This is a genomic window from Bacillus sp. BS3(2021), from assembly GCF_021043345.1.
Classification (GTDB): Bacteria; Bacillota; Bacilli; order Bacillales; family Bacillaceae; genus Bacillus; species Bacillus paralicheniformis.
In genome coordinates, this window is record NZ_JAJNDM010000012.1 from 73,293 (window position 1) to 93,570 (window position 20,278).

Consider the following 20,278-nt stretch of genomic DNA (forward strand, 5'->3'; position numbering starts at 1 on the left):
AACCATTGAAGAAAAAGAAATCGGGATGTTTAGCCGGAGCTGGCTGTTTGTCTTTTTTTGTGTTTGTTCCCTTGATCATTTTCTTTGCCATCTCCGGTCTGGAACAATTAAAATGGCTTCCTCTTGACACTGAATCTAACATTCTTGAGAGATTAAAAGATTACAAACCTCTTGTTGAAGAAGAACTCGATGAACAGGATCTTTCACAATACACCGCTCTTTTATTGGGCATGATGTATCAGGAGTCGAAAGGCAGAGGCGGTGATCCGATGCAGTCGTCGGAATCTCTCGGTATGAAGCGAAATGAGATTGACGATCCAAAAGCAAGCATTAAGCAGGGTGTGCGCCACTTTACAGCAATGTATAAAAAGGGACAGAAAAAAGGCGTCGATATTGAAACGATTATCCAAAGCTATAATATGGGATCGGGTTATATCGATTACGTCTCAAAACACGGCGGAAAGCACTCAGAGAAGCTGGCAAAGGCATTTTCCGAGGAACAAGTCAAAAAGAACCCCGATCTGTATAATTGCGGCGGAGATACAAACAATTTCCGCTACCCTTATTGCTACGGGGATTATTCTTACACGGAAAAAGTAATGGAACGCACAAAAAAAGTCGAAGAACATATCGAAGGGTTAACACTTGAACATTGACAAAACGGCAAGCCGGGTGAATTTTCGTCCGGCTTGTCTTGTTTTCGAGGAGCGAACAGAAGCATCGCCTGCAGCCGCATGCCATGCCTGTCATCAGTTCGCGTATTCTCCGTGAACGCTTCGGTCCATCCTTCTACTCCAAAAAACCGCCTTCTTTCAGCATTTCTTTTACTTCCTTTTTTGAGATTAAAAAGTCTTTTGAGCTCAAATGATCAGTTTCTAAAGGCTGACAATCCGCATACTTTTTATGAAGTTCAGGCATTTTGATTGCAGGAAGCACCACCGCGAGGTCATTTGTAAATGAAACAGCATGCTGCCGTTCATGAGGTGAAATCAGCAGTTCATGAAGCTTCTCCCCCGGCCTTGCCCCCGTTTCTGCAATGGACGTTTTTTCGTTTCCGTAAGCTTCGATCAGCACTTCAGCCATGTCTAAAATTCTGCAGGCCGGCGAATTCATAATGAAAATTTCCCCGCCTTGACCGCTTTCAGCCGCTTTTAATAAAAGCCGGATCGTTTTTTCCTTCGTGAGGAAGAAACGGGTCATTCTTTTGTCTGTGATGGAGACCTGGTTCTTTTTCCTGATCTGGTCTTTAAAAAGCTGAAGAACACTTCCGCTGCTTCCGAGCACATTTCCTCCCCTTACACAAATAAAATCCGTGTCTGAATAGAGATGGTTCGCATATACGATCAACTTCTCGCCGATCGCTTTCGTCATTCCGTAAAAGTTGGCAGGGTCAGCCGCTTTGTCAGTCGAGACGTTGATGACTTTTTTAACCCCGTTTTCGATCGCTGCTTCAATAACGTTTTCCGTCCCTGTGACATTCGTTTTTAATGCTTCAAGCGGCTGTTCTTCACAAACCGGCACATGCTTCAGCGCAGCTAAATGAAAGACATAGTCGACACCTTTTAATCCTGTATTCAGCGCTTTCCGATCTCTGATATCCCCGATGAAAAACGTCAGCCTCGGATCTTCAATCTGCCTTCTCATTTGAACTTGTCTTTCTTCATTTCTGGAAAATACAATGAGCTTTTTAGGATTTAAGGATAGCAGCTGAAGAATGAGTTCCTGGCCCCATGAGCCTGTTCCTCCAGTAATGAATATCGTTTTATTTTCAAACATTTCTTTTCCTCCTCTGGTAAACTCCAAAAAAATCCGGTTTAAACGAGAGTGATTCCTTTAAACAACGATGCCCATAGATCATTGTTTGACTCCCATATCTCTTTGTCCGGCAGTTCAACAGTGCAAGTCTTTTCTAATGGCCAATTTTTCTCTACAATCCCATTCACCTTCGAGTGCTTCACCAGAAGAACGCTAAAGTCGTGCTGAACCAAATCTGATAATACAAGTTCAAGTTCCTGTGCTTCTTTAAAGCTGCCTTCTCCTTCTGTCCTGACAAATAGGATGCGATTGCCTGTTGAAACTTTCTCCAAAAAGCGGTTAATCCTTCTGTTGTACTTCTCCATCACTTCAGAATAAGTGATCAATTGATCAAGCGTATTTTGATCCGCGTCAAAGTCGTGAACAGAGCCAATGTTATAAAAGTCATCTAAAACATAGATTGTAGATCCCTCTTCTTTTTTTTCACCTGTATTATAGCCAATGACTCTGATATTTTTAGAATTCATAAAGCCGGTGAAGCGATTTCTAAGAAGCCGATTGAGATCTGAGAGAGAATTCGTGGTAACCCAGTCCAGAGGTCCTGCAAAAGGCCTTAAATCATTGTTTCTCAGCTGAATAGCCGCTAAACAAAGATGTCCCAGACTAAAAACGGCATCATATTGACCTTTAATGTCTTTTAAATTCATCTATCAATCACCTCATCGTTCCCCTCCTATTTTATGTTCTTCTTTAATAGGAAAAAGATATACTGCTGATAGTATTGTATGCCTCGTAACGGAAAAAGGTAAAAGACAGCTACCTACTGCATTTAATTTCAATTTGAAATAATAAGAATACAAAAAAATAAAAAGCCTTCGGATTGCGAAGGCTTTTTATTTTTAATTATTTTCACTTTCATTACGATTTTCTTGAACTGCTTTAAGCACCTTTACAGTTTCGGGGCTTGGGATTGTGTGGTCTTCGGGCAGTGATTCTGTAAGTGTTTCTACAACTGACCGTTCCAAACTTTCAGTAGAGCTGGTAACCGTATTATTGTCAGTCGATTCTTTAAACGTTTCTAAAGACTCTGCCGTTTCGGGATCAGACACTCTGACTTCTTTACGCACTGACTCGATGATTTCCTCTAAAACATTGCGATCAATTCCTTGAGCTGCAGCCCCTAGAATATCTTTTAAAACTTTATTATTATTCTCCAAAATGCTGCTATTCATATCTTCAAAAATATCTTTTAGCTCTGCTATTAAAGGTTTAAGGCTCTCATCGACAGATTCACTCACATCTGTATCTGATTCTGCGGATGCCGTTGAGCTATCTTGCTTCTGGCTATTCCGCTCTTCGGTGAATTCGACCAGCAGATCCACATATTTTGCCCACCATTCAGCATCTATTTCTTTGTTTAAACCTTCAAACAAGTGATTAATAATTAAAGATTTCATTCAATTTCACTCCTTATTTCTCATTTTGATAAATATCAAGGACCCTGGTGACGGCTTCATCCATATCCCAATGCTTCCTAGCAAACTCCCTGGCGTTATTCCCCAATTGATTTCTAAAATCATCGTCTTCCAGCAATCGTTCTAAACTATTTGCCAGTGCATTCACATCTCCCTTTGATACGATAAGGCCAGTCACTTCATGCTCTACCATTTCCGGCAAACCTCCAGCATCACTGACAATTGCAGGAACCCCGGCAATTTGAGCTTCAATTAAAGATAAAGGCTGGTTATCCAAAAGACTTGGAAGAACATATATATCAGCGAGGGATAACAAGTAAGGCACATCTTTCCGATTTCTCAGAAATTCGACGTTATCATCAATCCCCTGCTGCTCGCTTTGAATTCTGAGTCCGGCGAGCTTTTCCCCTTCTCCTGCCAGCCAGCATACCCAATCGTCTCGACGGTTTTTTAATAGAGCTAGTGATTCAATTAAGTGATGTATACCTTTATTTTCAATCATTCTTCCGGTAAAAAGGATCACTTTCTTATCCGTTAAAGGCATATCAGCTGCCTTTGTGTCCATCCGTCCCAGAAATCCGTCAATATCATAGCCGTACTGAGAAACAAGGATTTTTTCTTCCGGCACTTCAAATTCTTCCGTCAAAATATCTTTAAGCCAGTTGTTTGCAACAATCGCCGTATCGCCAGACATCGCACCTATTGTTTCTAGGTGGTCAAAATATGCCTTTGCAACATGGGAAGTCGACGATCTGTGGATGGTGTTGAGCTGATCTCTGATTTCATATGCGACACTGCCGTGAAGCGACGTGACAAGCAATTGATCTTTAGGCATAACACGCTTAATACATGTACTTGAAATGATATCCTGCGCATGAATTAGATCATATTTGTCAAGTCCCAAATAGGCAGCGCCCAGCTCATAGACATAGCGCTGAAGCTCAGTATAGCTGACCAATTGATTTGCGTATATTTCCGGATACTTCTCTTCGCTCATCATTGCTTTAACTAATGGAAGCAGCTCATCTTTTTTGACGCTGCGGTTTTCATCTACGATATGAACGATACTGCTCTCTTCTCCATATCCGAGCAAATCCACTTCATGTCCTAAGGACTCCAGCTTTTCTTTTAATTGCTCCATATATGTCCATACACCACCTACATGGGGTATATTCCAATAAGTGGCAAGCAAAATTTTCATATCCATCTCCCTTTTTCATTTCTATAAAAAGCTCTAATTATTTATATTCCTATTTCCATATCTTGTGTAGACGATCATCTATTTCAGCATATATTTTTGTACCAGAGGAAAATCGCTTTTAAAAGAGAAGAAGTTGCGGGAACAAAAAAAAGCCGGATTCTCCGGCTTTTAATAGTATGGGGAAATCATCATATAGACGAGAACACCTGTCAGGCTGACATACAGCCAAAGCGGCATCGTCCAGCGGGCGATTTTGCGGTGGCGTTCCACCTGCATGCTCAGGCCTCTGAACAACGTAAACAAGGCCAAGGGAACGATTAAAGCGGACAAGACAATGTGTGTGATCAAAATAAAATAGTAGATCGGTCTTATAATCCCTTCCCCGCCAAAATGAGTGTCAGGCATTAATGAATGGTAAGTTAAGTATGAAACAAGAAAGATGAACGTTGTCGTAAAAGCGGCAAAAATAAACCGCTTGTGCGCCTTAATGTTTTTCTGTTTAATCATGATCAGTGCAGCCACTAAGAAAATGAATGTGAAGCTGTTGCAGACTGCGTTCAAAAGCGGCAGAAAAGTCAAATCCAAATGAGCGAATTTGTCGCTTTTCGGCATGAAAAACAAGAGGGCAATGACACCGTTTATGATAATCGTCAGAGCAACAACAATGCCTGTATAGTTTTTATTTTTTTGTGTATGTGTCATATCGGGCAATCTCTCCTATTTGTGCAAGCTATCAAAATCGTATTCAAATTCAGGAGGAATGTCAACGTTTTCGGCTTTTCGTCAGAATTTAGTCACAGAATATACAAAAATTCCCCTCCTCTAGAACGAGGAAGGGAACCAAGGCGGATGCCTTAGAAATTCATAGCATCTTTAGCCATTAATTTTTCGAATTCTTCTTCAGTTACGATATCTTCTTTATTCGGTTTATGCTCAAACTTTACGTCACCATCGATATTTTTGTAAGTTGTAGATGCCGTGATGCCTAAAGATTGAGGTGCTTTTTTGCTGTCAACAGACAAAGAGATATCCGCATTTTCAGTCAGAAGATTTTCTTTGTCATCGATTGTTGATGTCACATCGAACTTTTTGAATGTGACGTCTTTCAGTCCGTCTTTAATCTTGTTCAGCTCGCTCTTCGGAACAGCTTCTCCGCTCGCTTTTCCGGCGATTTCGATGAACTTGACGACCGCAGCTTTAATTTCTTTGTCACTAAAGCTGAAAGCGACTTTTTGAGCAGCACCCTGCTCTTTTTCTTTATCTGTCAGATCCGCTTTTTCAAACTTATCTGCAGGCAGATTGTCTGCAGCTTCTTTGATGGATTCCATCAATTGTTTTTGAAGTTCATCCGTGTCTTGAGATGAAGTTTTGTCATCTTCAAGCGGGAATTCAAGGTACTTGCCTTTGACGCTGTCAAAATTCATGCCGGCTGTTCCAAGGAAGAAGCCGAAGCTGTCAAGAACGCTGTCAATTTTGATGTAGCCGACTTGTTTCTTTTCGTCCATATAAACCGGAATATCGAAATCAAGCGACATGTTTTGGACTTTCAGCTTCGCTTTAATCACAGCCTCAGACTGTTTCGTTTCAGCATTCGTTTTTCCGCTGATCGTTAATGTTGCATCGTTCAGCATATCAGCAACTTGCTTATCTTCCGCTCCAAGGTTGGATGCGTCAACTTTCAAGCCGATATCACTTGAAAACTCGTATGATTTCGCAGAAATCAGCTTTTTATAAGCCGTTGCGTAAGATCCTTTTGGATCAGCCTGCTGACATGCAGCTAATACAAGAACAAAAGCTGACATCAGCATCAATAGAGAAAAAATTCTTTTCTTCAAAATCGTACGCTCCTTTTGTCATGGTTTTTCTGGGATTAGGAGGATCCATTGTCTCGTATCCTAGGTAAATATACCAGAAGTCATATGAATTCTATCACAAAAAAATCGTAGAATGTGAAATTTTTGTTTAAAATTACATTAAAATTTAATTCTAGCAACCCATTTGCAAATTGCCGTTCTTTTTACTATAATCGAAAACTGTATGTTTTAATGGAAAGGAGCAAGTTTTATGATAACGGATGAAGAAATGCAAAAAGACAGCTCCGGCTTGCAGAAGGAATTGAACGAATTGCAATTTCAACTGTTTCGGATGCGTGAAAATATGAAGGATATCTCCAAAGATTCGCGAGTGCTCGGTATTGATCAATCGAAAGACGATGAATGGATGATTGTCCATTCGATTGATGATGGCCGGACATGCAAGATCATGTTAAGCGATTGCCAGTCGCCGTACCGCGGAAGATGTGATTTTTCTCTTGTCGCTTCCTACAAAGAAGAAAAACGCGCGATCCATATCGGGGATATTAAAGGGCCGGCAAGCTACGGTTATGGTTCCATCTGCATGAAGTATTTAAAAGAAAAAGCCCGCGAGCACAACATACCGGTCATCACGGGGGACATTGCTGAAAGGGATTGGGACCATGTGGACCGGCTGATCCATTTTTATGAAAAGCATCATTTTGAAGTAACGATCGACCCCGGTTCAAAATCCGGTGAAATTCAGTGGCAGGATCTTTAAAAGTATGGTGAAATAGATAGAAACAATGAAAGGTGTGCCCGTTCATGTTTCCAGAAAAACTACAGCCCGGTGACGAAATCAGGGTGATTGCCCCATCGAGAAGCCTGTCACTTCTCAACACCGATAAGATCGAAAAGGCGAGAACGGTTTTAAACAATCTCGGATTTCGAATCTCTTTTTCCGCACATGCTAATGAAATTGATGAATGTTCTTCCTCCAGCATTCAATCGAGAGTAAGCGATCTCCATGATGCCTTTTCCGATCAACGCGTCAAAGGAATACTCACTGTGCTCGGCGGGTATAACAGCAATCAGCTGTTATCACATTTGAATTATGAACTCATAAAAGCCAACCCAAAAGTGTTCTGCGGCTTTTCAGATATTACCGCTCTTTCAGCGGCGATCTATGCAAAAACCGGGCTTGTCACCTATTCGGGACCTCATTTTTCAAGCTTTTCAATGGGGTATGGACTAAACTATATGACAGATTACTTTTTGAAGTGCTGTTGCGCAAGCGGTGTCTACGATGTTGAACCATCATCGATGTGGTGTGAAGAAATCGAAACTGAAGAATGTCCCAAACAAAACAGCGGCCCTGTTGTGATCAACGAAGGCTCAGCAGACGGAAAGATCATAGGAGGGAATTTGTGCACATTGAACCTATTGCAAGGTACGGAATATTTCCCTGACATCAAGAACGCCGTATTGTTTCTTGAGGATGATTGGGAATCGCCGGCAGCGTTTTTTGACCGCGATCTGCAGTCCTTGCTTCATCTGCCCGATTTTTCCGGTGTCAAAGCCGTTCTCATTGGCCGTTTTCAGACAGCATCAGCCGTAACGCTTGAGCTCCTTAAACAAATTGTGCAAACAAAAAAAGAGCTTTCTCAAATACCCGTTATCGCAAATATAGATTTCGGCCATACAACCCCTTTCTTTACATTTCCGATTGGCGGACGGTGCCGGATCGACGCACAGAAAGAACATGTATCACTTTGTATCACAAAACATTAAGGCAGAGGATGAACACATCCTCTGCCTTTTTTTATTTGGCAAGACCCCAAGGCGAAAATAACAGATAAATGCAGGCCATCAGACAAATCACAAGAATAGAAGCAAGTTTGGCATGCTTCCATGGCCGCAAGTCAACCTTAGCATTTTTCTCAAGCTTGAATTCTGACGGCCTTGGCTTCAATTTTCCGATGAAAAGCATCAAGAGAACGGAAAACGGAAACAAAACGGCCAATATATAGAGAAAATGAATTTGGCCAAAATAGATTTTTGAGATGGTATACAAAACAATGTGTGCGAATATCGCCCATTTCACAGCAAGCGCCGGCACTTTTTTCGTAAAGAATCCAACGACGACGGCAGCCAATACAGGGACATTGAAAAATCCGAACATTTCCTGCAAATAATTGTAAAGTCCGGACGGCGCAAACAGAATAAAAGGCGCGATGATAATCGACACCGCGGCAAGGATCACCACAAAGATCCTTCCCGTTTTCACAAGCTCTTCTTCTTTTGCCTCAGGCTTGAAGATCGGTTTGTACAAATCCAATGTAAACAACGTGATCGTGCTGTTCAGCGAACCGTTAAACGAGCTGAGAATCGCTCCGAATAAAATCGCGGCAAAGACACCGATAAGTGCAGTCGGCAGCAAATCAACGATCAGCTTAGGGTAAACGGTGTCAGCATTTTCAATATGACCTCCGTAAAGATGGTAAGCAATAACCCCGGGAAGAACGAGATAAAACACACCGATCGTCTTAAATACACCGGCCAGCAATGCGCCTTTCTGCCCTTCAGCCAAGTTTTTCGCCCCAAGCGCCCGCTGAACGATCGACTGATTAACAGCCCAATAAAATAAGTTGTTCACAAGCAGTCCCGTAAAAATCGTCGGCCACGGGACTTCTGCAGCGTTGTCGGCTGTAATGGCATTCAGCTTTTCCTTATGTACACTCGTCAGCTCAGTATAGCCGTTTAAGAGACTGCCGTCGCCGATTGCCATGATTCCAAGCACAAAAATAAACAGACCGCCAAGAATTAAACCGGCGCCATAAATGGCATCAGCCGATGCCGCAGCTTTTAGTCCCCCAAAAAATATGTAGCAGCAGCTTGCGGCCCCGATCACAAGCGAGATGAAAAAAACAGTCGCAAACGTACTGATTCCAAGCGCAGAGGAAATATTAAACACTTGATCGAGAACGAGCGCCCCGGAGTACAATACGGTTGGCAGAAACGAGGTCGCATATCCCAGAAGCAGGAGAATCGAGACGATTTGCCGCGTTCTTTGATCATAGCGTTTTTCAAGAAAGTCAGGTATCGTCGTAACCCCAGAACTGAGATACCTCGGTAAAAAAACGAATGCCAGCATAATGAGCGCAAGCGGTGCTGTAACCTCCCAAGCCATCGCACTCATCGTTCCCGAATAGCTTTGACCGTTTAACCCTACCATTTGTTCTGTTGACAAATTGGTTAAAAGCAGCGAACTTCCAATATAGAGAGCAGTGAGACTGCGCCCGCCGAGAAAATAACCGTCTGACGTCTTCAAATTAATATCTTTTGTCCTCAGATAAGAAAAAATAAAAATCCCTGCATTAATCAATAAAAATGTCATGATAATCCACAGCAATACTCCTACATCTCCTTTTCTAAATCAGCTGATATGTACATATCTATTGAACTACCCATTTGCCAATCTAAAAAAACATCTAAATCGAAAAAAAGATGCAGAAAACAGAAAAAAGACACTGATCATCTCCATGGTCAGTGTCCATCAATGGTAAAACTTCTTATTTTAAAACTTTTACTTTAACCGTTTTAACGCCCCAGTTTTTTGCCGCGGATTTGCTTGGAACAAATACGTCGATTTTGTTCCCTTTGATCGCACCGCCGGTGTCGGCAGCAGTCGCTTCTCCGTAGCCTTCAACATACACCTTGGATCCAAGCGGGATCACGTTTGGATCCACCGCAATAATCTTGGCGTTTTTATTGGCGTTCAGATCAAAACCCGTAGCTGTCACGCCTGTCATTCCGCCGTCATTGGCAGTGTATGCCGTTGCGGTAACCGTCAGTTCTTTTGCAGCGCTTTGAGAGCTTTGAGATTCGTTTGAACGGGAAGCCGTTTCTTTTTCCTGCTTAGGTGCAGGCGCAGCTTTCTCAACTTTCGCTTCTTTTTGTACGGCAGGCTTTGTTTCCGCAGGCTGCGCCGCAGCAGCTTGAACCGTCGCCTGTCCGTCAACAGTTATGGATGTATTCGGGTAAATGATATCTGATTTTATGTTGTTCCAATTTTTAAGGTCGTTCACGGAAACGCCGAATTGTTGAGCGATTTTCCAGAGAGTGTCTCCCTTTTTAATGGTATATTGTTTCTTTTCTTCTGTCTGTTTTTCAGAAACGTTCAGCTTTTGTCCTGGAATAATCAGGTCTGAGGAAAGCTGATTCCATTCTTTTAAGTCCTGCAGATTTACCCCTTGTTTTTGCGAGATTCCCCAAAGGGTGTCACCTTTTTGGACTGTTACTTCTTTTGCAGAGGCACTCGCTCCGAATGCAGTTGAAGATAGTGCTGCAACTGCAACAAAGGACATAAACGTCTTCTTCATAAGTAAATCCTCCCTTGTTAGCTTTTTATTGTCCGGCTAACAGGAGCAATCGTAACATATGAAAATGTCAAATCAATAACAAAACAATTTGTTTTTGATTACAGTTATTTTACGAGGAGGATTTTCAGCCGTCCAAAAATCGGCATAAATTCAGGTGGATCAAGGGTTCCAATCTTTTTTTATCTGCAATAGGAGATTTACTAAAAAAACTTTTTACATATGATGTTTTTGGGTTTTTATGCTTCTTTCTCAGTTTTATAGGCTTGAAGCTCCTGTAGAAATACAGCGCCGTATTTTACTCTTTTTTGTTCTCCCACTCCTTTGACTGACAAAAGTTCTTCGTCTGTCAGGGGAACTTTCCCGCTCATTTCCCGCAGCGTTTCGTCAGAGAATATGACAAAAGGAGGCACGCCTTGTTCCTGGGCAAGCTTTCTGCGCAGCGCTCTTAACCGTTCAAACAATTCGTCATCTTTAACAATTTGACTTGTCTGCATTTTTTCTTTGCGCATCACCGCTTCCCGGCCGAGCAAAACGTTTCGCCCCTTGTTGGCGACAAAGAGAACGGGATATGTTCCGTCGGACATCTGGATGTACTCATCTGCGATTAAAAACTCTATAAAATCGCTGATGTCGGCAATAGACCGGTTCTTTAAAATTCCGTAAGTCGATAATTGCTGGAAGCCGTTTTCGGTCACTTTCTTATTTTTCGAACCTGCCAGAACTTGCGCCACCATGGTTTTTCCGAACCTTTCTCCCATGCGGATGATGCAGGACAGTACCATCTGTGCTTCCTTCGTCACATCGGTGATGCTTCGGGTGTCGAGACAGCTGCTGCACCTGCCGCAGTCTTCAGTCGAAACTTCGCCAAAATAAGAAAGAATAAACCGCTCAAGACAGCCTTCAGTATGGCAAAAATCAACCATTTGCCTCAGCTTTTTCACGTCTTGCGCCCGAATGTCTTCATCTTCTGTCGACTGTTCGATTAAAAACCGCTGAAGCCGGATGTCCTGAGGAGAAAATAGCAGGATACACTCGCTGTCAAGACCGTCGCGTCCGGCTCGTCCTGCTTCTTGATAATAGCTCTCCATGTTCTTTGGAATTTGAGCATGAATCACATAGCGGATATTGGATTTATCGATGCCCATTCCGAATGCTGAGGTCGCTGTCATCACACTGATCTCGTCATTTAAAAAGAGATCCTGCTGCCGGTCCCTTTCTTCATCATTCATCCCGCCGTGATAGCACCCGGCCGCAATTCCTTTTTGAGACAGGCGGCTTGATATTCTTTCGGCTTCCTTTCTTGTCGCTGTATAAATAATTCCCGCCTCTGAGCGGTTTTTCTCCACATATGATTCGATAAAACGATCCTTGTTTTCGCCTTTTAAAATTTTAAACGTCAAATTATCCCGTGAAAAACCGGTGAAAACCGTGCTCTCTTTTTCGATCCCGAGCTGTGTGCAAATATCCTCATGAACCTCGGGCGTTGCGGTAGCCGTCAATGCCAATACGACCGGACGGGTGCCGAGGCTATTTAAAAAGCTTTCAATATGTCTGTAGCTCGGCCTGAAATCGTGGCCCCACTGTGAAATGCAGTGAGCTTCATCAATCGCTGTCAGCGGGATATGAATGCGGGAAAGCACGCGAATAAAATCGGGAGACGTCAGCCGCTCAGGTGTGACATAAAACAGCTTGTAGCCGCCTTCCTTTAAAACGGAAAGCCGCTCAGCGATTTCGCCATGGCCTAAAGAACTGTTCACGTACGCAGCTTGAATTCCAAGCTGATTTAACGCATCCACCTGGTCCTTCATCAAGGAAATTAAAGGAGAGATCACAATGGTTGTCCCCTCCATAAGGAGCGCGGGAATTTGGTAGCAGATTGATTTCCCTCCGCCCGTAGGCATAATGCATACTGTATCCCGTTTTTCAGAAACGACCGATTGAATGGCTTTCTTCTGACCCGGACGCAGTGAAGGATAGCCATAATAGTGCTGCAATAAAGCTTCAGCTTTCTCTAGCATATAAATGAAACCCTCTCTTATCATAAACTTCTTCCTGTCCACCATGATATCATATTTAAACCGGCAATCAGCCTCTCTCCGTAAAATCGTCTATTCGATAAAGAAAATTCATTTTTAGCTCAAATACAAAAAAACTCCGGCGCTGATGTAAAGCGTCAGAGTATCAAATGAATCGTTTCGCCTTTTATTTAATCGCAGTTTGTTGTTCAGCTAATAATTGCAAACGCTTCGCTTCCTCCAAGCAAAGTGTTTTGTATGCCAGGGCTCCGGTAATGCTCACTCTGTCCGATGCATCCCGACGCAGAGCGGAAAGATCTGAAAGCACAGATGCCGCGTCGTCTTGTATCATTCCGCGGTCATGCAGCATTTGAATCAATTCATCGCCTTCAAGGCGGATCGCATTTTGATCAAATGTCGAGGCTGTTTCCCGCAGAACATTGTGAACATCAGACCAAGCGCTTTCGATCATGTTCTCCCCTGCCGGCGCTGACCGTACAGATGTCAGTCCCGATAACCTTTTTTCCCGTACGGAGACGAGCTTCTGAAGCCTTTTGTCAAACTCCAATTCAAAGTCCTTGTATTTCAGTTTGATCAATTCCTTCATCCGTTCAGACAAAGGTTCCTTTAACAGCAAAACGCACATCATCAAAGTAGCTGGCCATGCCAATGATTGAACCGTCGCAGAAACAAATTCAAGCCAATCCATAAAATCAGCCTCCGTTTCAAAAGGAAAGTTGTTTTGTGAAAGACCAGGTGGTAATGTTGAATCGAAAGGAAAATTTTGTGCAAAAGGGTGTGGTTTACCATGTGGATCATCATCATATTAATGATCATATTGATCGGATTTGCAGGAAACATTGTTGCCATGTTGCGAACGATTGTCAAGCAGAATGATAGAATCATCAGCCTCTTCGAGAATGAAATCAACAAAGGACATTAGACAAATGCTCAGGAAGTGAAGAATCGCGGAAGATACAAAACAGCTCTTCTTATTCGAAGACAAACAAGGAACCGGTCAGTGGCGGTGAGAGACGGCTTCTTTTTCATGGTGTTTAAGATGCCGCTGGGATCGGTTTACCACTATATTAAATTGAATATTCAGATTAGTAAATATGAGTAAAGTCCTCACCTCTCTAACCGATACACATGTTAAGGAGGTGGTTATGTTGGATATTGCTGTTTTATCAATGGCCATGAGTCAGGCCGCTCTTTATCAAAACGTGCAAATGTCGCTGACAAAGACGGCTTTGGACACCGCCGAACAAAGCGCACAGCAGCTCGTTGACATGGTTCAGGCGCCACATCCCGTTTCAGGACATCATATTGACCTGAAAGGTTAAGGCCAAAACATATATTCAGCAGGCTGCAAAGTCTGCCGGATGTATGTTTTCCCGAAGAAATTTTTAAAAAAACCGCTGCAACCTCTTTATTTTTTCTGATTTTTGCACTATAATATTGTTCTGTGTCCCAGTAGCTCAGGTGGATAGAGCAACAGCCTCCTAAGCTGTGTGTCGGGAGTTCGAATCTCTCCTGGGACGTTTTAAATGAGAAGAGGCAAACCCTTGGTACGTAAGGGTTTGCCTCTTTTGTTAATGGCCGTGTTGTTGTTGCTTTAAAATAAAGTTGATTAAAATCATCATGAGAACCCACATATTATAGAAAGAACCCGTTTTGAAAAAAAAGATTGATCAAAACGGATTCTTATCCAACGAATTTAAGTTTCGGTTTTATAATAAAGTTTGAACATTTTCTGGTTCCTTTTGCGAAACGATCATTTCATGATTTACTTGGTTAAATTAAAGCTTTGCTCAATTAAGTTATAAACTTCTTCTTCTGAATCTATACGTTCTAAAACAAGTGATATCCAATTTTCCTTATCCATATGATATCCAGGTAAAATACTCTTTCCATTTCTTAAACTGCCGCTTATTTCGGGAGGGCATTTTAAATTCAGAATATCTATTTCGTCATTTCCATCTAAGCCTAACTTTTCTGGAAGAACATTCATTACAAGACCATACCATTTTTCGTTAGATTCATGTCTTAAAGCGGCATAGTATGGAAATTTTTGAAATGGGTAATCTGGCGATGTACCGAATTTTTCTTTGACATACTTAAAGATATCTTCTCTTGTTAACATACTGAATCATTCCTCCAACAACTTAAATAGATTTTCGGCATTTGCCGATCCAGATGGAACAATGGTGAATTTTTTGAAGTCATGATGTGAAGGAGACATGTTTCTCCTGTAACGGGATTAACACCCTCAGTGGCTTTCTTGTAATCATAATATCCGGTGATGTTTCCTGCAAATGTGCTGCCTGCATCCAACACTTTTTCATACCACTCCCGCTCGCAAGATCTTCCTGTTTTTTGAGTGAGCTCTTTTTGCTTCGATTTCATATTGATTAGCCGGCTGCCTGCAAAAAACCCGAGCTGGCAACAGCCGGCTCGGGCGGGGTCAATCCCTCTTATTCATTCCTCTTTTCTCTCGGGGTTCCTGATGATGTTTTTGGTGCTCCGGAGGCTGAGTCGTGCGTTCCAGCTCCTCTGTATCTTGTCCCATTCCTTTTAAAAAGGAGAATAGCAGTGTAACTGCTTTGTTGATTTCCGGGTCTTTGAGTGAGCGGATGACATCAAAATAACCTGTTTTCTCTTCGCTGTCCTTTTGTTCCACCGCGTTTGCAACTCCCGCATTCACTTTCAAAATGAGAGGTTCCAGCTGTTTCACGTCTAACATGCCGAGCGTCCCAAACAGAAGAAGCAGATTTTTAAGCGTGTTGGCCGTTTCCTCTGTATCTGCCTTTTTCACTAAGATGTCCAGAACTTTATCTCCTTGGCCAAAAAGGCCGCGGAGCATTGGCAAAACACCGCGCTCGTTCATGTGCCCAATCATATGCAGCGTTTCAAGAATGGCTTCCTTATTTTCGACTAATGCATCTTCTATTTCTTTCATATCACGCTTTCTCTGATCCTCTTCGGTTATCTCGATTTTCTGAATTCGTTTAATCGCTTTAGCCATTATGCCCAATCCCCCTTTTCACAGCGTCGCCAGGGAAAATATAATCGTTCCGCGCCCATTTCTTTTGTACCTGCACACCGATTTGCGGCTGCGGATTGCCGTTGCGGTGATTGATCTTAGGCAGCGGATTGGTTCCATCGCGCTTCAAAATTTCCAATTTGGCCGATGTTTCTTTGTATGCAGGCGTATCGGTATCCTTATCAGCATGGCTGCCTGTCAACAGGTTGATCGCTGCTTCCCCTGAATCGTTCATTGGCAGATACACTTCCTTCCCTTTGACACGATCAGTGATCAAGCACTTCACTTTGACATTTCCGAAAGGCGATGTGAGTCTGACAAGGGTTCCGTCCTGAATTCCCCGCTCTGACGCCAGTTCAGGAGAAATTTCTAAGAACACTTCCGGCGTTTTTTTCGAAATCCCTTTTGATTTGTAGGTCAGGTTCCCTTCGTGGAAATGCTCTAAGAGCCGCCCATTGTTGACGTGGATGTCATATTCCTCACCGAACTCTTCAGGCTCTGTCCACTGAACAGGGTAGAGTTTGGCCTTGCCGTCCGGGAAAGGGAAGCGCTCTGTAAAGAGTAAAGGCGAATCCTTTCCATCAGCGCTTACAGGCCATTGCAGGGAATTGTAGCCTTCAAGGCGTTCATAGGTGACGCCGGCATAAATCGGCGACAGCATGGCTGCTTCCTCCATAATCTCTCCAGGGTGCTCATAGTGCCAGCCGGCGCCAAGCTTATTGGCTACCTCCATAATAATCTGCCAATCAGGCTTTGATTCGCCCAGCGGTTCAAACACCTGATACAGCCGCTGAATACGGCGTTCTGTGTTTGTAAAGGTTCCTTCTTTTTCAAGGCTCGGGCTCGCAGGAAGAACAACATCAGCAAACTCGGCTGTTCGTGAAAAGAAAATGTCCTGCACCACAAAGAAATCAAGCTTTTCATATGCGGCGTGTACATGATTGATATTGGAATCGACCAGACCCATTTCTTCACCTTTTACATACATCGCTTTCAGCTGGCCGGAATGGATTTTTTCGATCATTTCGTGGTTGGTCATGCCCGGATCCTTCGGCAGCGGCACACCCCACGCCCGCTCGTATTTTTGGCGGACTTGTTCGTCCGTCACTTTTTCATACCCCGGCATTCTGTCAGGCATGCTTCCGAAATCACTTGCCCCCTGCACGTTGTTATGGCCGCGCAATGGGTAAGAGCCTGCTCCCGGTTTACCGTAGTTTCCTGTCACAAGCAGCAGATTAGAAATTGCCGTGCTCGTGTCGCTTCCGCCAATATGCTGTGTCACGCCCATTGCCCACAATGCGCACACACTGTCAGCCTGACCAATCATCTCCGCCATTTGGATGAGGGTTTCTTGATCAATTCCGGTTTTCTCCTCGGCATATTCAAGGGTATACGGCGTTAGGCTTTTCACATATTCGTCCCGTCCGTTCACTCTTTCCTGCAAAAAGCGTTCATCTGCCTTGCCGTTTTCAATTAAATATTTGGCGATGGCATTCAGCCAGACGATATCTGATCCGGCACGCGGCTGGACAAATAAATCAGAGCGCTCTGCCATTTCGTGTTTTCTGATATCCGCTACGATCACTTTCTGTCCCCTCAGCTTATGAGCCCGTTTAATGCGAGTGGACAAGACCGGATGCGATTCAGACGTGTTCGAACCGATAATCAACACAAGTTCCGCTTCCGCGATATCTGTAATCGACCCTGAGTCACCGCCATAGCCGACTGTCCGGAACAGGCCGGCAGTCGCAGGAGATTGGCAATAGCGCGAACAGTTGTCGACATTATTTGTGCCGATGATCCCTCTGGCCAGCTTTTGCATGAGGTAGGATTCTTCGTTTGTACATTTAGAAGATGTAATAAAGGCAAGCGAATCCGGGCCAAACTCCTCTTTTAAATCCGTGAACTTGCTGGCGATCAGCGATAACGCCTCTTCCCATTCAGCTTCGCGGAAATGGTCGCCTTCTCGGATCAGCGGCTTTGTCAGGCGTTCCTCGCTGTTGACGAAATCCCAGCCGAACTTTCCTTTTACACAAGTAGAAATGCCGTTGGCCGGCGCTTCCTCCTGCGGCTCGACTTTCAGAATGTCTCTGCCCTTTGTCCAGACATCAAAGCTGCAGCCGACGCCGCAGTATGTGCAGACGGTTTTCGTTTTTTTGATTCGTTCATCACGCATGGCAGATTCCATATCGGAAATGGCGAGAATCGAGCCGTACCCTGTTTCTACGCCTTTTGTGATCTCGATCATCGGACGCAGCGTTTCGTCATCGATTCCTGTTAAATATCCGGCTTCCCCCTCCATTCCTTTTTCCATCATCGCATTACATGGACAGACGGTAGAACAGTGTCCGCATGATACACAAGATGACTCATTGATCGGCACATCATTATCCCAAATGACGCGCGGGCGTTTCCGCTCCCAGTCTATGGTCAGTGTTTCAGTTACCTGAACATCCTGACACGCTTCGACACAGCGTCCGCACAAAATACATTGATCCGGATCGTACCGGTAAAACGGATTTGATTCATCCTTATGGTAAGGCTTCTGATCAAACGGGATGCTTTGGTGATTGACTTTCATTTCTTTCACCGTATTATGTATTTCACATCCCCCATTGTTGTAATCGCAAACTGTACAATAAAGCTCATGATTATATAAAATCTTGTCCATCCCGATAACCTGCGCTTTTTTCACATCAGACGAAAGCGTATCAATGACGTCGCCATCCTTTAATTCAGCGGAGCACGACCTCTTCAGCTCGCCATTGATGCTGACGATGCACGTATCGCATGTTTCAATCGGCCCTAAGCTAGGATGATAGCAAACTTGCGGCACTTCAATCGAGCTGTTATTCAAAAGCTGCAGCACCGTCTGTTCCTCGGACGCTTCCATTTCAACGCCGTTTATTGTGATTTTTTTCTTGTCAGCCATCTCCATTCCCCTTTCTTGCTTGTGTATATACCGAATTACCCACTTCTCTTCCCTTGCAAGGGATCAATAAAACATACAAAGCGCACTCACATGTTTTATTGCATCCTCACCGGGAAACGAGAGGGTAGATGAAAAAGAGGGATCAGCATGAAAAAAAACAATGTCTGTTCTAACCGTGGCAGCAGCACTGACAGGCTCTCTTTCCGGCTTTGGGGCGGCGTCCTTTTCAACACCGACAAACACCGTAACTGAAGGCGCGCAATCCTGCATAGACTCCATCCGCTCCTCCTGTGAAGCTGACGACCTTCATCATCATTCGATACATCCGAGTACACACTTGATAAGGGAAAGGTGCGTCTCCCATTCTGGCCAATAAAAAAGCGGCCACCAATCAGCTGCACAACATCCGTGTGCAAAAGATCAGTGTCCGCAGGCTCTCCTTCTTGGACTCAGGTATACGTTCGTTTTTCTTGTCTCTATCGTATGACAAAGTGGAATAGAAAAAGTCCCCCATTTTATCCCCCTTTTTGTCGGATTTTTATCGGATTGGAACATAAAAAAAGCACTCAATCAGAGATTAAGTGCTTGAATATATTAAATTATTCTTCATCGTCCCACTCTTCGTCTTCTTCCCAGTTTTCTTTAGACTCCTTAAGGTCTTCCATGAAAAACTCTAGAAAATTAGTAGCTACTGTTCGACCATAACCCTCTTGATTATCCCAAAGTATAACTGGGCATTCACCATCTACCATCCTGTTTGTATCAAGACAATAAGAGAATTCATCTACATATTCAATGACTACGATACCATCAATTAAACCATAGTGATTTCTGTAATCTTCAGTAACTGTTACTACTCTTGGTGAAACTTTTCCATGACCTAAAATATCTACACCGTAAATTCCACCGGACCCATAGTTTTTTAAAAACCATTTATAACTTTCGGGTAGTTTTACGTTTAGGTTTTCTTGAATTTCATTAATTTTTTCGATGCTAATGCCACCTGTAAAATCATCATCTTCAGCATTTTCTTTTATGAATTGTTCAACTTGCGAATAGTTCACTAAAACCACCTCTTAATCTTGATTCTCAAATTGTTTAGCTCTCCATTTCCAATATCTTTTCCTGAAAAGATTATACTGTTTTTCAAGTATAGGATCGTTTCTGAAACTTTCTCCCTTTCCTTTTAGTCCATGAAGAACTTTGGAGTATTTTGTATGCCAACTATCAGGTATTTCTGCCATTGGTCCAGGCTCTTCTTGAATTAGATGATGGAGGTTAATTTGAGTACCATCGTTCGCATACGGAGTTCTTCCTTTTTGCATCAGTTGTAAATTTGTCATTCCAGTTTCAGGGTCAATTCTATTTATATCAAGATCCTTAAACGTATAAACTCTTCTACTTACATTTTTAATCTTTCCTTTAGTCTTTACATGCCCTTCAATTTCTTTCGCTTCAAATCGTTCCTTATTTAACCAAGGTACATTTATATTTTTTCCTGTAAACGGTTTTCTGCTTATATCAGAAACTTTCTTCGCAAACTGAATAAGACTGTCTTTTATATGCTCCCCATTAAGTGCATGATAAGGGACTTTACCCCCACCTGCAAACTGAACTTGCGGCGCAAAAGGGTTGTGTATTTGAATTCCTTTTATGTTTGAAGCGACCCTTTGCATCGATTT

The 20,278-nt window shown here is 43.1% G+C and carries 22 protein-coding genes and 1 tRNA gene; 6 read left to right on the forward strand and 17 right to left on the reverse strand.

Annotated features, from left to right (window positions below):
• The first annotated feature begins 5 nt into the window (after positions 1 to 5).
• On the forward strand, positions 6 to 656 hold the full coding sequence (locus LQ247_RS20575; protein WP_023855702.1) for a lysozyme family protein: 651 nt from the start codon (positions 6 to 8) through the stop codon (positions 654 to 656).
• Positions 657 to 789: 133 nt separating this feature from the next.
• On the opposite strand, the gene LQ247_RS20580 is transcribed toward LQ247_RS20575, so the two are convergent.
• From LQ247_RS20580 to LQ247_RS20605, 6 genes are all read right to left on the reverse strand, one after another.
• Positions 790 to 1,776 carry a polysaccharide biosynthesis protein gene (locus LQ247_RS20580; RefSeq protein ID WP_020451761.1) on the reverse strand — a complete coding sequence of 329 codons (987 nt, stop codon included), beginning with the start codon at positions 1,774 to 1,776 and terminating at the stop codon, positions 790 to 792.
• A 38-nt stretch (positions 1,777 to 1,814) separates the two neighbouring features.
• Positions 1,815 to 2,462, reverse strand: coding sequence for a DUF1796 family putative cysteine peptidase (locus LQ247_RS20585; protein WP_101560980.1), 648 nt, complete (start codon positions 2,460 to 2,462; stop codon positions 1,815 to 1,817).
• Between the two features lie 192 nt (positions 2,463 to 2,654).
• Positions 2,655 to 3,212 (reverse strand): hypothetical protein, encoded by a 558-nt coding sequence (locus LQ247_RS20590; RefSeq protein ID WP_101560981.1) that lies wholly within the window; start codon positions 3,210 to 3,212, stop codon positions 2,655 to 2,657.
• Positions 3,213 to 3,225: 13 nt separating this feature from the next.
• Positions 3,226 to 4,431 carry a glycosyltransferase family 4 protein gene (locus LQ247_RS20595; protein WP_101560982.1) on the reverse strand — a complete coding sequence of 402 codons (1,206 nt, stop codon included), beginning with the start codon at positions 4,429 to 4,431 and terminating at the stop codon, positions 3,226 to 3,228.
• A gap of 168 nt (positions 4,432 to 4,599) precedes the next feature.
• The gene (locus LQ247_RS20600) at positions 4,600 to 5,133 is read right to left on the reverse strand and encodes a DUF420 domain-containing protein (RefSeq protein ID WP_020451765.1); all 534 of its coding nucleotides are present in this window, start codon (positions 5,131 to 5,133) and stop codon (positions 4,600 to 4,602) included.
• 152 nt (positions 5,134 to 5,285) lie between these two features.
• Positions 5,286 to 6,266, reverse strand: a complete 981-nt coding sequence (locus LQ247_RS20605) for a hypothetical protein (protein WP_020451766.1) — start codon at positions 6,264 to 6,266, stop codon at positions 5,286 to 5,288.
• Between the two features lie 229 nt (positions 6,267 to 6,495).
• On the opposite strand from LQ247_RS20605, the gene LQ247_RS20610 reads away from it, so the two are divergent.
• Together LQ247_RS20610 and LQ247_RS20615 are read left to right on the forward strand one after the other, a co-directional pair.
• Entirely contained in the window at positions 6,496 to 7,005 is a 510-nt protein-coding gene (locus LQ247_RS20610; RefSeq protein WP_144498579.1) for a GNAT family N-acetyltransferase, read from the forward strand.
• A 44-nt stretch (positions 7,006 to 7,049) separates the two neighbouring features.
• A complete protein-coding gene (locus tag LQ247_RS20615) occupies positions 7,050 to 8,015 on the forward strand; it encodes a S66 family peptidase (RefSeq protein WP_231006557.1) in 966 nt (321 codons plus the stop codon).
• A gap of 31 nt (positions 8,016 to 8,046) precedes the next feature.
• Here the strand turns inward: LQ247_RS20615 and LQ247_RS20620 are convergent, their stop codons facing one another.
• From LQ247_RS20620 to LQ247_RS20635, 4 genes are all read right to left on the reverse strand, one after another.
• The gene (locus LQ247_RS20620; protein WP_231006558.1) at positions 8,047 to 9,636 is read right to left on the reverse strand and encodes a solute:sodium symporter family transporter; all 1,590 of its coding nucleotides are present in this window, start codon (positions 9,634 to 9,636) and stop codon (positions 8,047 to 8,049) included.
• A gap of 160 nt (positions 9,637 to 9,796) precedes the next feature.
• Positions 9,797 to 10,606, reverse strand: a complete 810-nt coding sequence (locus LQ247_RS20625; RefSeq protein ID WP_023855696.1) for a 3D domain-containing protein — start codon at positions 10,604 to 10,606, stop codon at positions 9,797 to 9,799.
• A gap of 236 nt (positions 10,607 to 10,842) precedes the next feature.
• Complete coding sequence (gene recQ / locus LQ247_RS20630; protein ID WP_231006559.1) at positions 10,843 to 12,624, reverse strand: DNA helicase RecQ; 1,782 nt, start codon at positions 12,622 to 12,624, stop codon at positions 10,843 to 10,845.
• Positions 12,625 to 12,808: 184 nt separating this feature from the next.
• Positions 12,809 to 13,330: a hypothetical protein gene (locus LQ247_RS20635; protein WP_231006560.1), complete on the reverse strand. Its 522-nt coding sequence runs from the start codon at positions 13,328 to 13,330 to the stop codon at positions 12,809 to 12,811.
• Between the two features lie 99 nt (positions 13,331 to 13,429).
• Here LQ247_RS20635 and LQ247_RS22140 point away from each other — a divergent pair, with 99 nt between their 5' ends.
• The 3 genes from LQ247_RS22140 (at position 13,430) to LQ247_RS20645 (ending at position 14,162) form a co-directional block, all read left to right on the forward strand.
• Entirely contained in the window at positions 13,430 to 13,564 is a 135-nt protein-coding gene (locus LQ247_RS22140) for a hypothetical protein (protein ID WP_257878874.1), read from the forward strand.
• Between the two features lie 223 nt (positions 13,565 to 13,787).
• A complete protein-coding gene (locus LQ247_RS20640) occupies positions 13,788 to 13,964 on the forward strand; it encodes a YjfB family protein (RefSeq protein ID WP_003182594.1) in 177 nt (58 codons plus the stop codon).
• Positions 13,965 to 14,088: 124 nt separating this feature from the next.
• Positions 14,089 to 14,162, forward strand: a tRNA-Arg gene (locus LQ247_RS20645).
• 245 nt (positions 14,163 to 14,407) lie between these two features.
• Here LQ247_RS20645 and LQ247_RS20650 read toward each other — a convergent pair.
• The 7 genes from LQ247_RS20650 to LQ247_RS20680 all read right to left on the reverse strand — a co-directional run.
• Positions 14,408 to 14,764, reverse strand: a complete 357-nt coding sequence (locus tag LQ247_RS20650; protein WP_231006561.1) for an MmcQ/YjbR family DNA-binding protein — start codon at positions 14,762 to 14,764, stop codon at positions 14,408 to 14,410.
• Positions 14,758 to 15,027, reverse strand: coding sequence for a pre-toxin TG domain-containing protein (locus LQ247_RS20655; RefSeq protein WP_025811318.1), 270 nt, complete (start codon positions 15,025 to 15,027; stop codon positions 14,758 to 14,760). Before LQ247_RS20655 ends, LQ247_RS20650 begins: the two co-directional genes overlap by 7 nt.
• 58 nt (positions 15,028 to 15,085) lie before the next feature.
• Positions 15,086 to 15,646, reverse strand: coding sequence for a DUF1641 domain-containing protein (locus LQ247_RS20660; protein ID WP_023855691.1), 561 nt, complete (start codon positions 15,644 to 15,646; stop codon positions 15,086 to 15,088).
• Positions 15,639 to 18,596, reverse strand: a complete 2,958-nt coding sequence (fdhF, locus tag LQ247_RS20665) for a formate dehydrogenase subunit alpha (protein WP_231006562.1) — start codon at positions 18,594 to 18,596, stop codon at positions 15,639 to 15,641. Before fdhF ends, LQ247_RS20660 begins: the two co-directional genes overlap by 8 nt.
• Before the next feature lie 63 nt (positions 18,597 to 18,659).
• Entirely contained in the window at positions 18,660 to 18,875 is a 216-nt protein-coding gene (locus LQ247_RS20670) for a hypothetical protein (RefSeq protein WP_231006563.1), read from the reverse strand.
• A gap of 320 nt (positions 18,876 to 19,195) precedes the next feature.
• Complete coding sequence (locus tag LQ247_RS20675) at positions 19,196 to 19,660, reverse strand: SMI1/KNR4 family protein (RefSeq protein WP_065644536.1); 465 nt, start codon at positions 19,658 to 19,660, stop codon at positions 19,196 to 19,198.
• Positions 19,661 to 19,672: 12 nt separating this feature from the next.
• Positions 19,673 to 20,278 (reverse strand): HNH/ENDO VII family nuclease (locus LQ247_RS20680; protein ID WP_216920815.1); only part of this gene is annotated, 606 nt, incomplete at its 5' end.

What these genes read in the sequence shown, in the direction of transcription:
- LQ247_RS20580 (WP_020451761.1), bottom strand. Translation starts at nt 1,776, where the DNA reads ATGTTTGAAAATAAAACGATATTCATTACTGGAGGAACAGGCTCATGG.
- LQ247_RS20585 (WP_101560980.1), bottom strand. Translation starts at nt 2,462, where the DNA reads ATGAATTTAAAAGACATTAAAGGTCAATATGATGCCGTTTTTAGTCTG.
- LQ247_RS20590 (WP_101560981.1), bottom strand. Translation starts at nt 3,212, where the DNA reads ATGAAATCTTTAATTATTAATCACTTGTTTGAAGGTTTAAACAAAGAA.
- LQ247_RS20595 (WP_101560982.1), bottom strand. Translation starts at nt 4,431, where the DNA reads ATGAAAATTTTGCTTGCCACTTATTGGAATATACCCCATGTAGGTGGT.
- LQ247_RS20600 (WP_020451765.1), bottom strand. Translation starts at nt 5,133, where the DNA reads ATGACACATACACAAAAAAATAAAAACTATACAGGCATTGTTGTTGCT.
- LQ247_RS20610 (WP_144498579.1), top strand. Translation starts at nt 6,496, where the DNA reads ATGATAACGGATGAAGAAATGCAAAAAGACAGCTCCGGCTTGCAGAAG.
- LQ247_RS20615 (WP_231006557.1), top strand. Translation starts at nt 7,050, where the DNA reads ATGTTTCCAGAAAAACTACAGCCCGGTGACGAAATCAGGGTGATTGCC.
- LQ247_RS20625 (WP_023855696.1), bottom strand. Translation starts at nt 10,606, where the DNA reads ATGAAGAAGACGTTTATGTCCTTTGTTGCAGTTGCAGCACTATCTTCA.
- recQ (WP_231006559.1), bottom strand. Translation starts at nt 12,624, where the DNA reads ATGCTAGAGAAAGCTGAAGCTTTATTGCAGCACTATTATGGCTATCCT.
- LQ247_RS20635 (WP_231006560.1), bottom strand. Translation starts at nt 13,330, where the DNA reads ATGGATTGGCTTGAATTTGTTTCTGCGACGGTTCAATCATTGGCATGG.
- LQ247_RS22140 (WP_257878874.1), top strand. Translation starts at nt 13,430, where the DNA reads ATGTGGATCATCATCATATTAATGATCATATTGATCGGATTTGCAGGA.
- LQ247_RS20640 (WP_003182594.1), top strand. Translation starts at nt 13,788, where the DNA reads ATGTTGGATATTGCTGTTTTATCAATGGCCATGAGTCAGGCCGCTCTT.
- LQ247_RS20650 (WP_231006561.1), bottom strand. Translation starts at nt 14,764, where the DNA reads ATGTTAACAAGAGAAGATATCTTTAAGTATGTCAAAGAAAAATTCGGT.
- LQ247_RS20655 (WP_025811318.1), bottom strand. Translation starts at nt 15,027, where the DNA reads ATGAAATCGAAGCAAAAAGAGCTCACTCAAAAAACAGGAAGATCTTGC.
- LQ247_RS20660 (WP_023855691.1), bottom strand. Translation starts at nt 15,646, where the DNA reads ATGGCTAAAGCGATTAAACGAATTCAGAAAATCGAGATAACCGAAGAG.
- fdhF (WP_231006562.1), bottom strand. Translation starts at nt 18,596, where the DNA reads ATGGCTGACAAGAAAAAAATCACAATAAACGGCGTTGAAATGGAAGCG.
- LQ247_RS20670 (WP_231006563.1), bottom strand. Translation starts at nt 18,875, where the DNA reads ATGGAGTCTATGCAGGATTGCGCGCCTTCAGTTACGGTGTTTGTCGGT.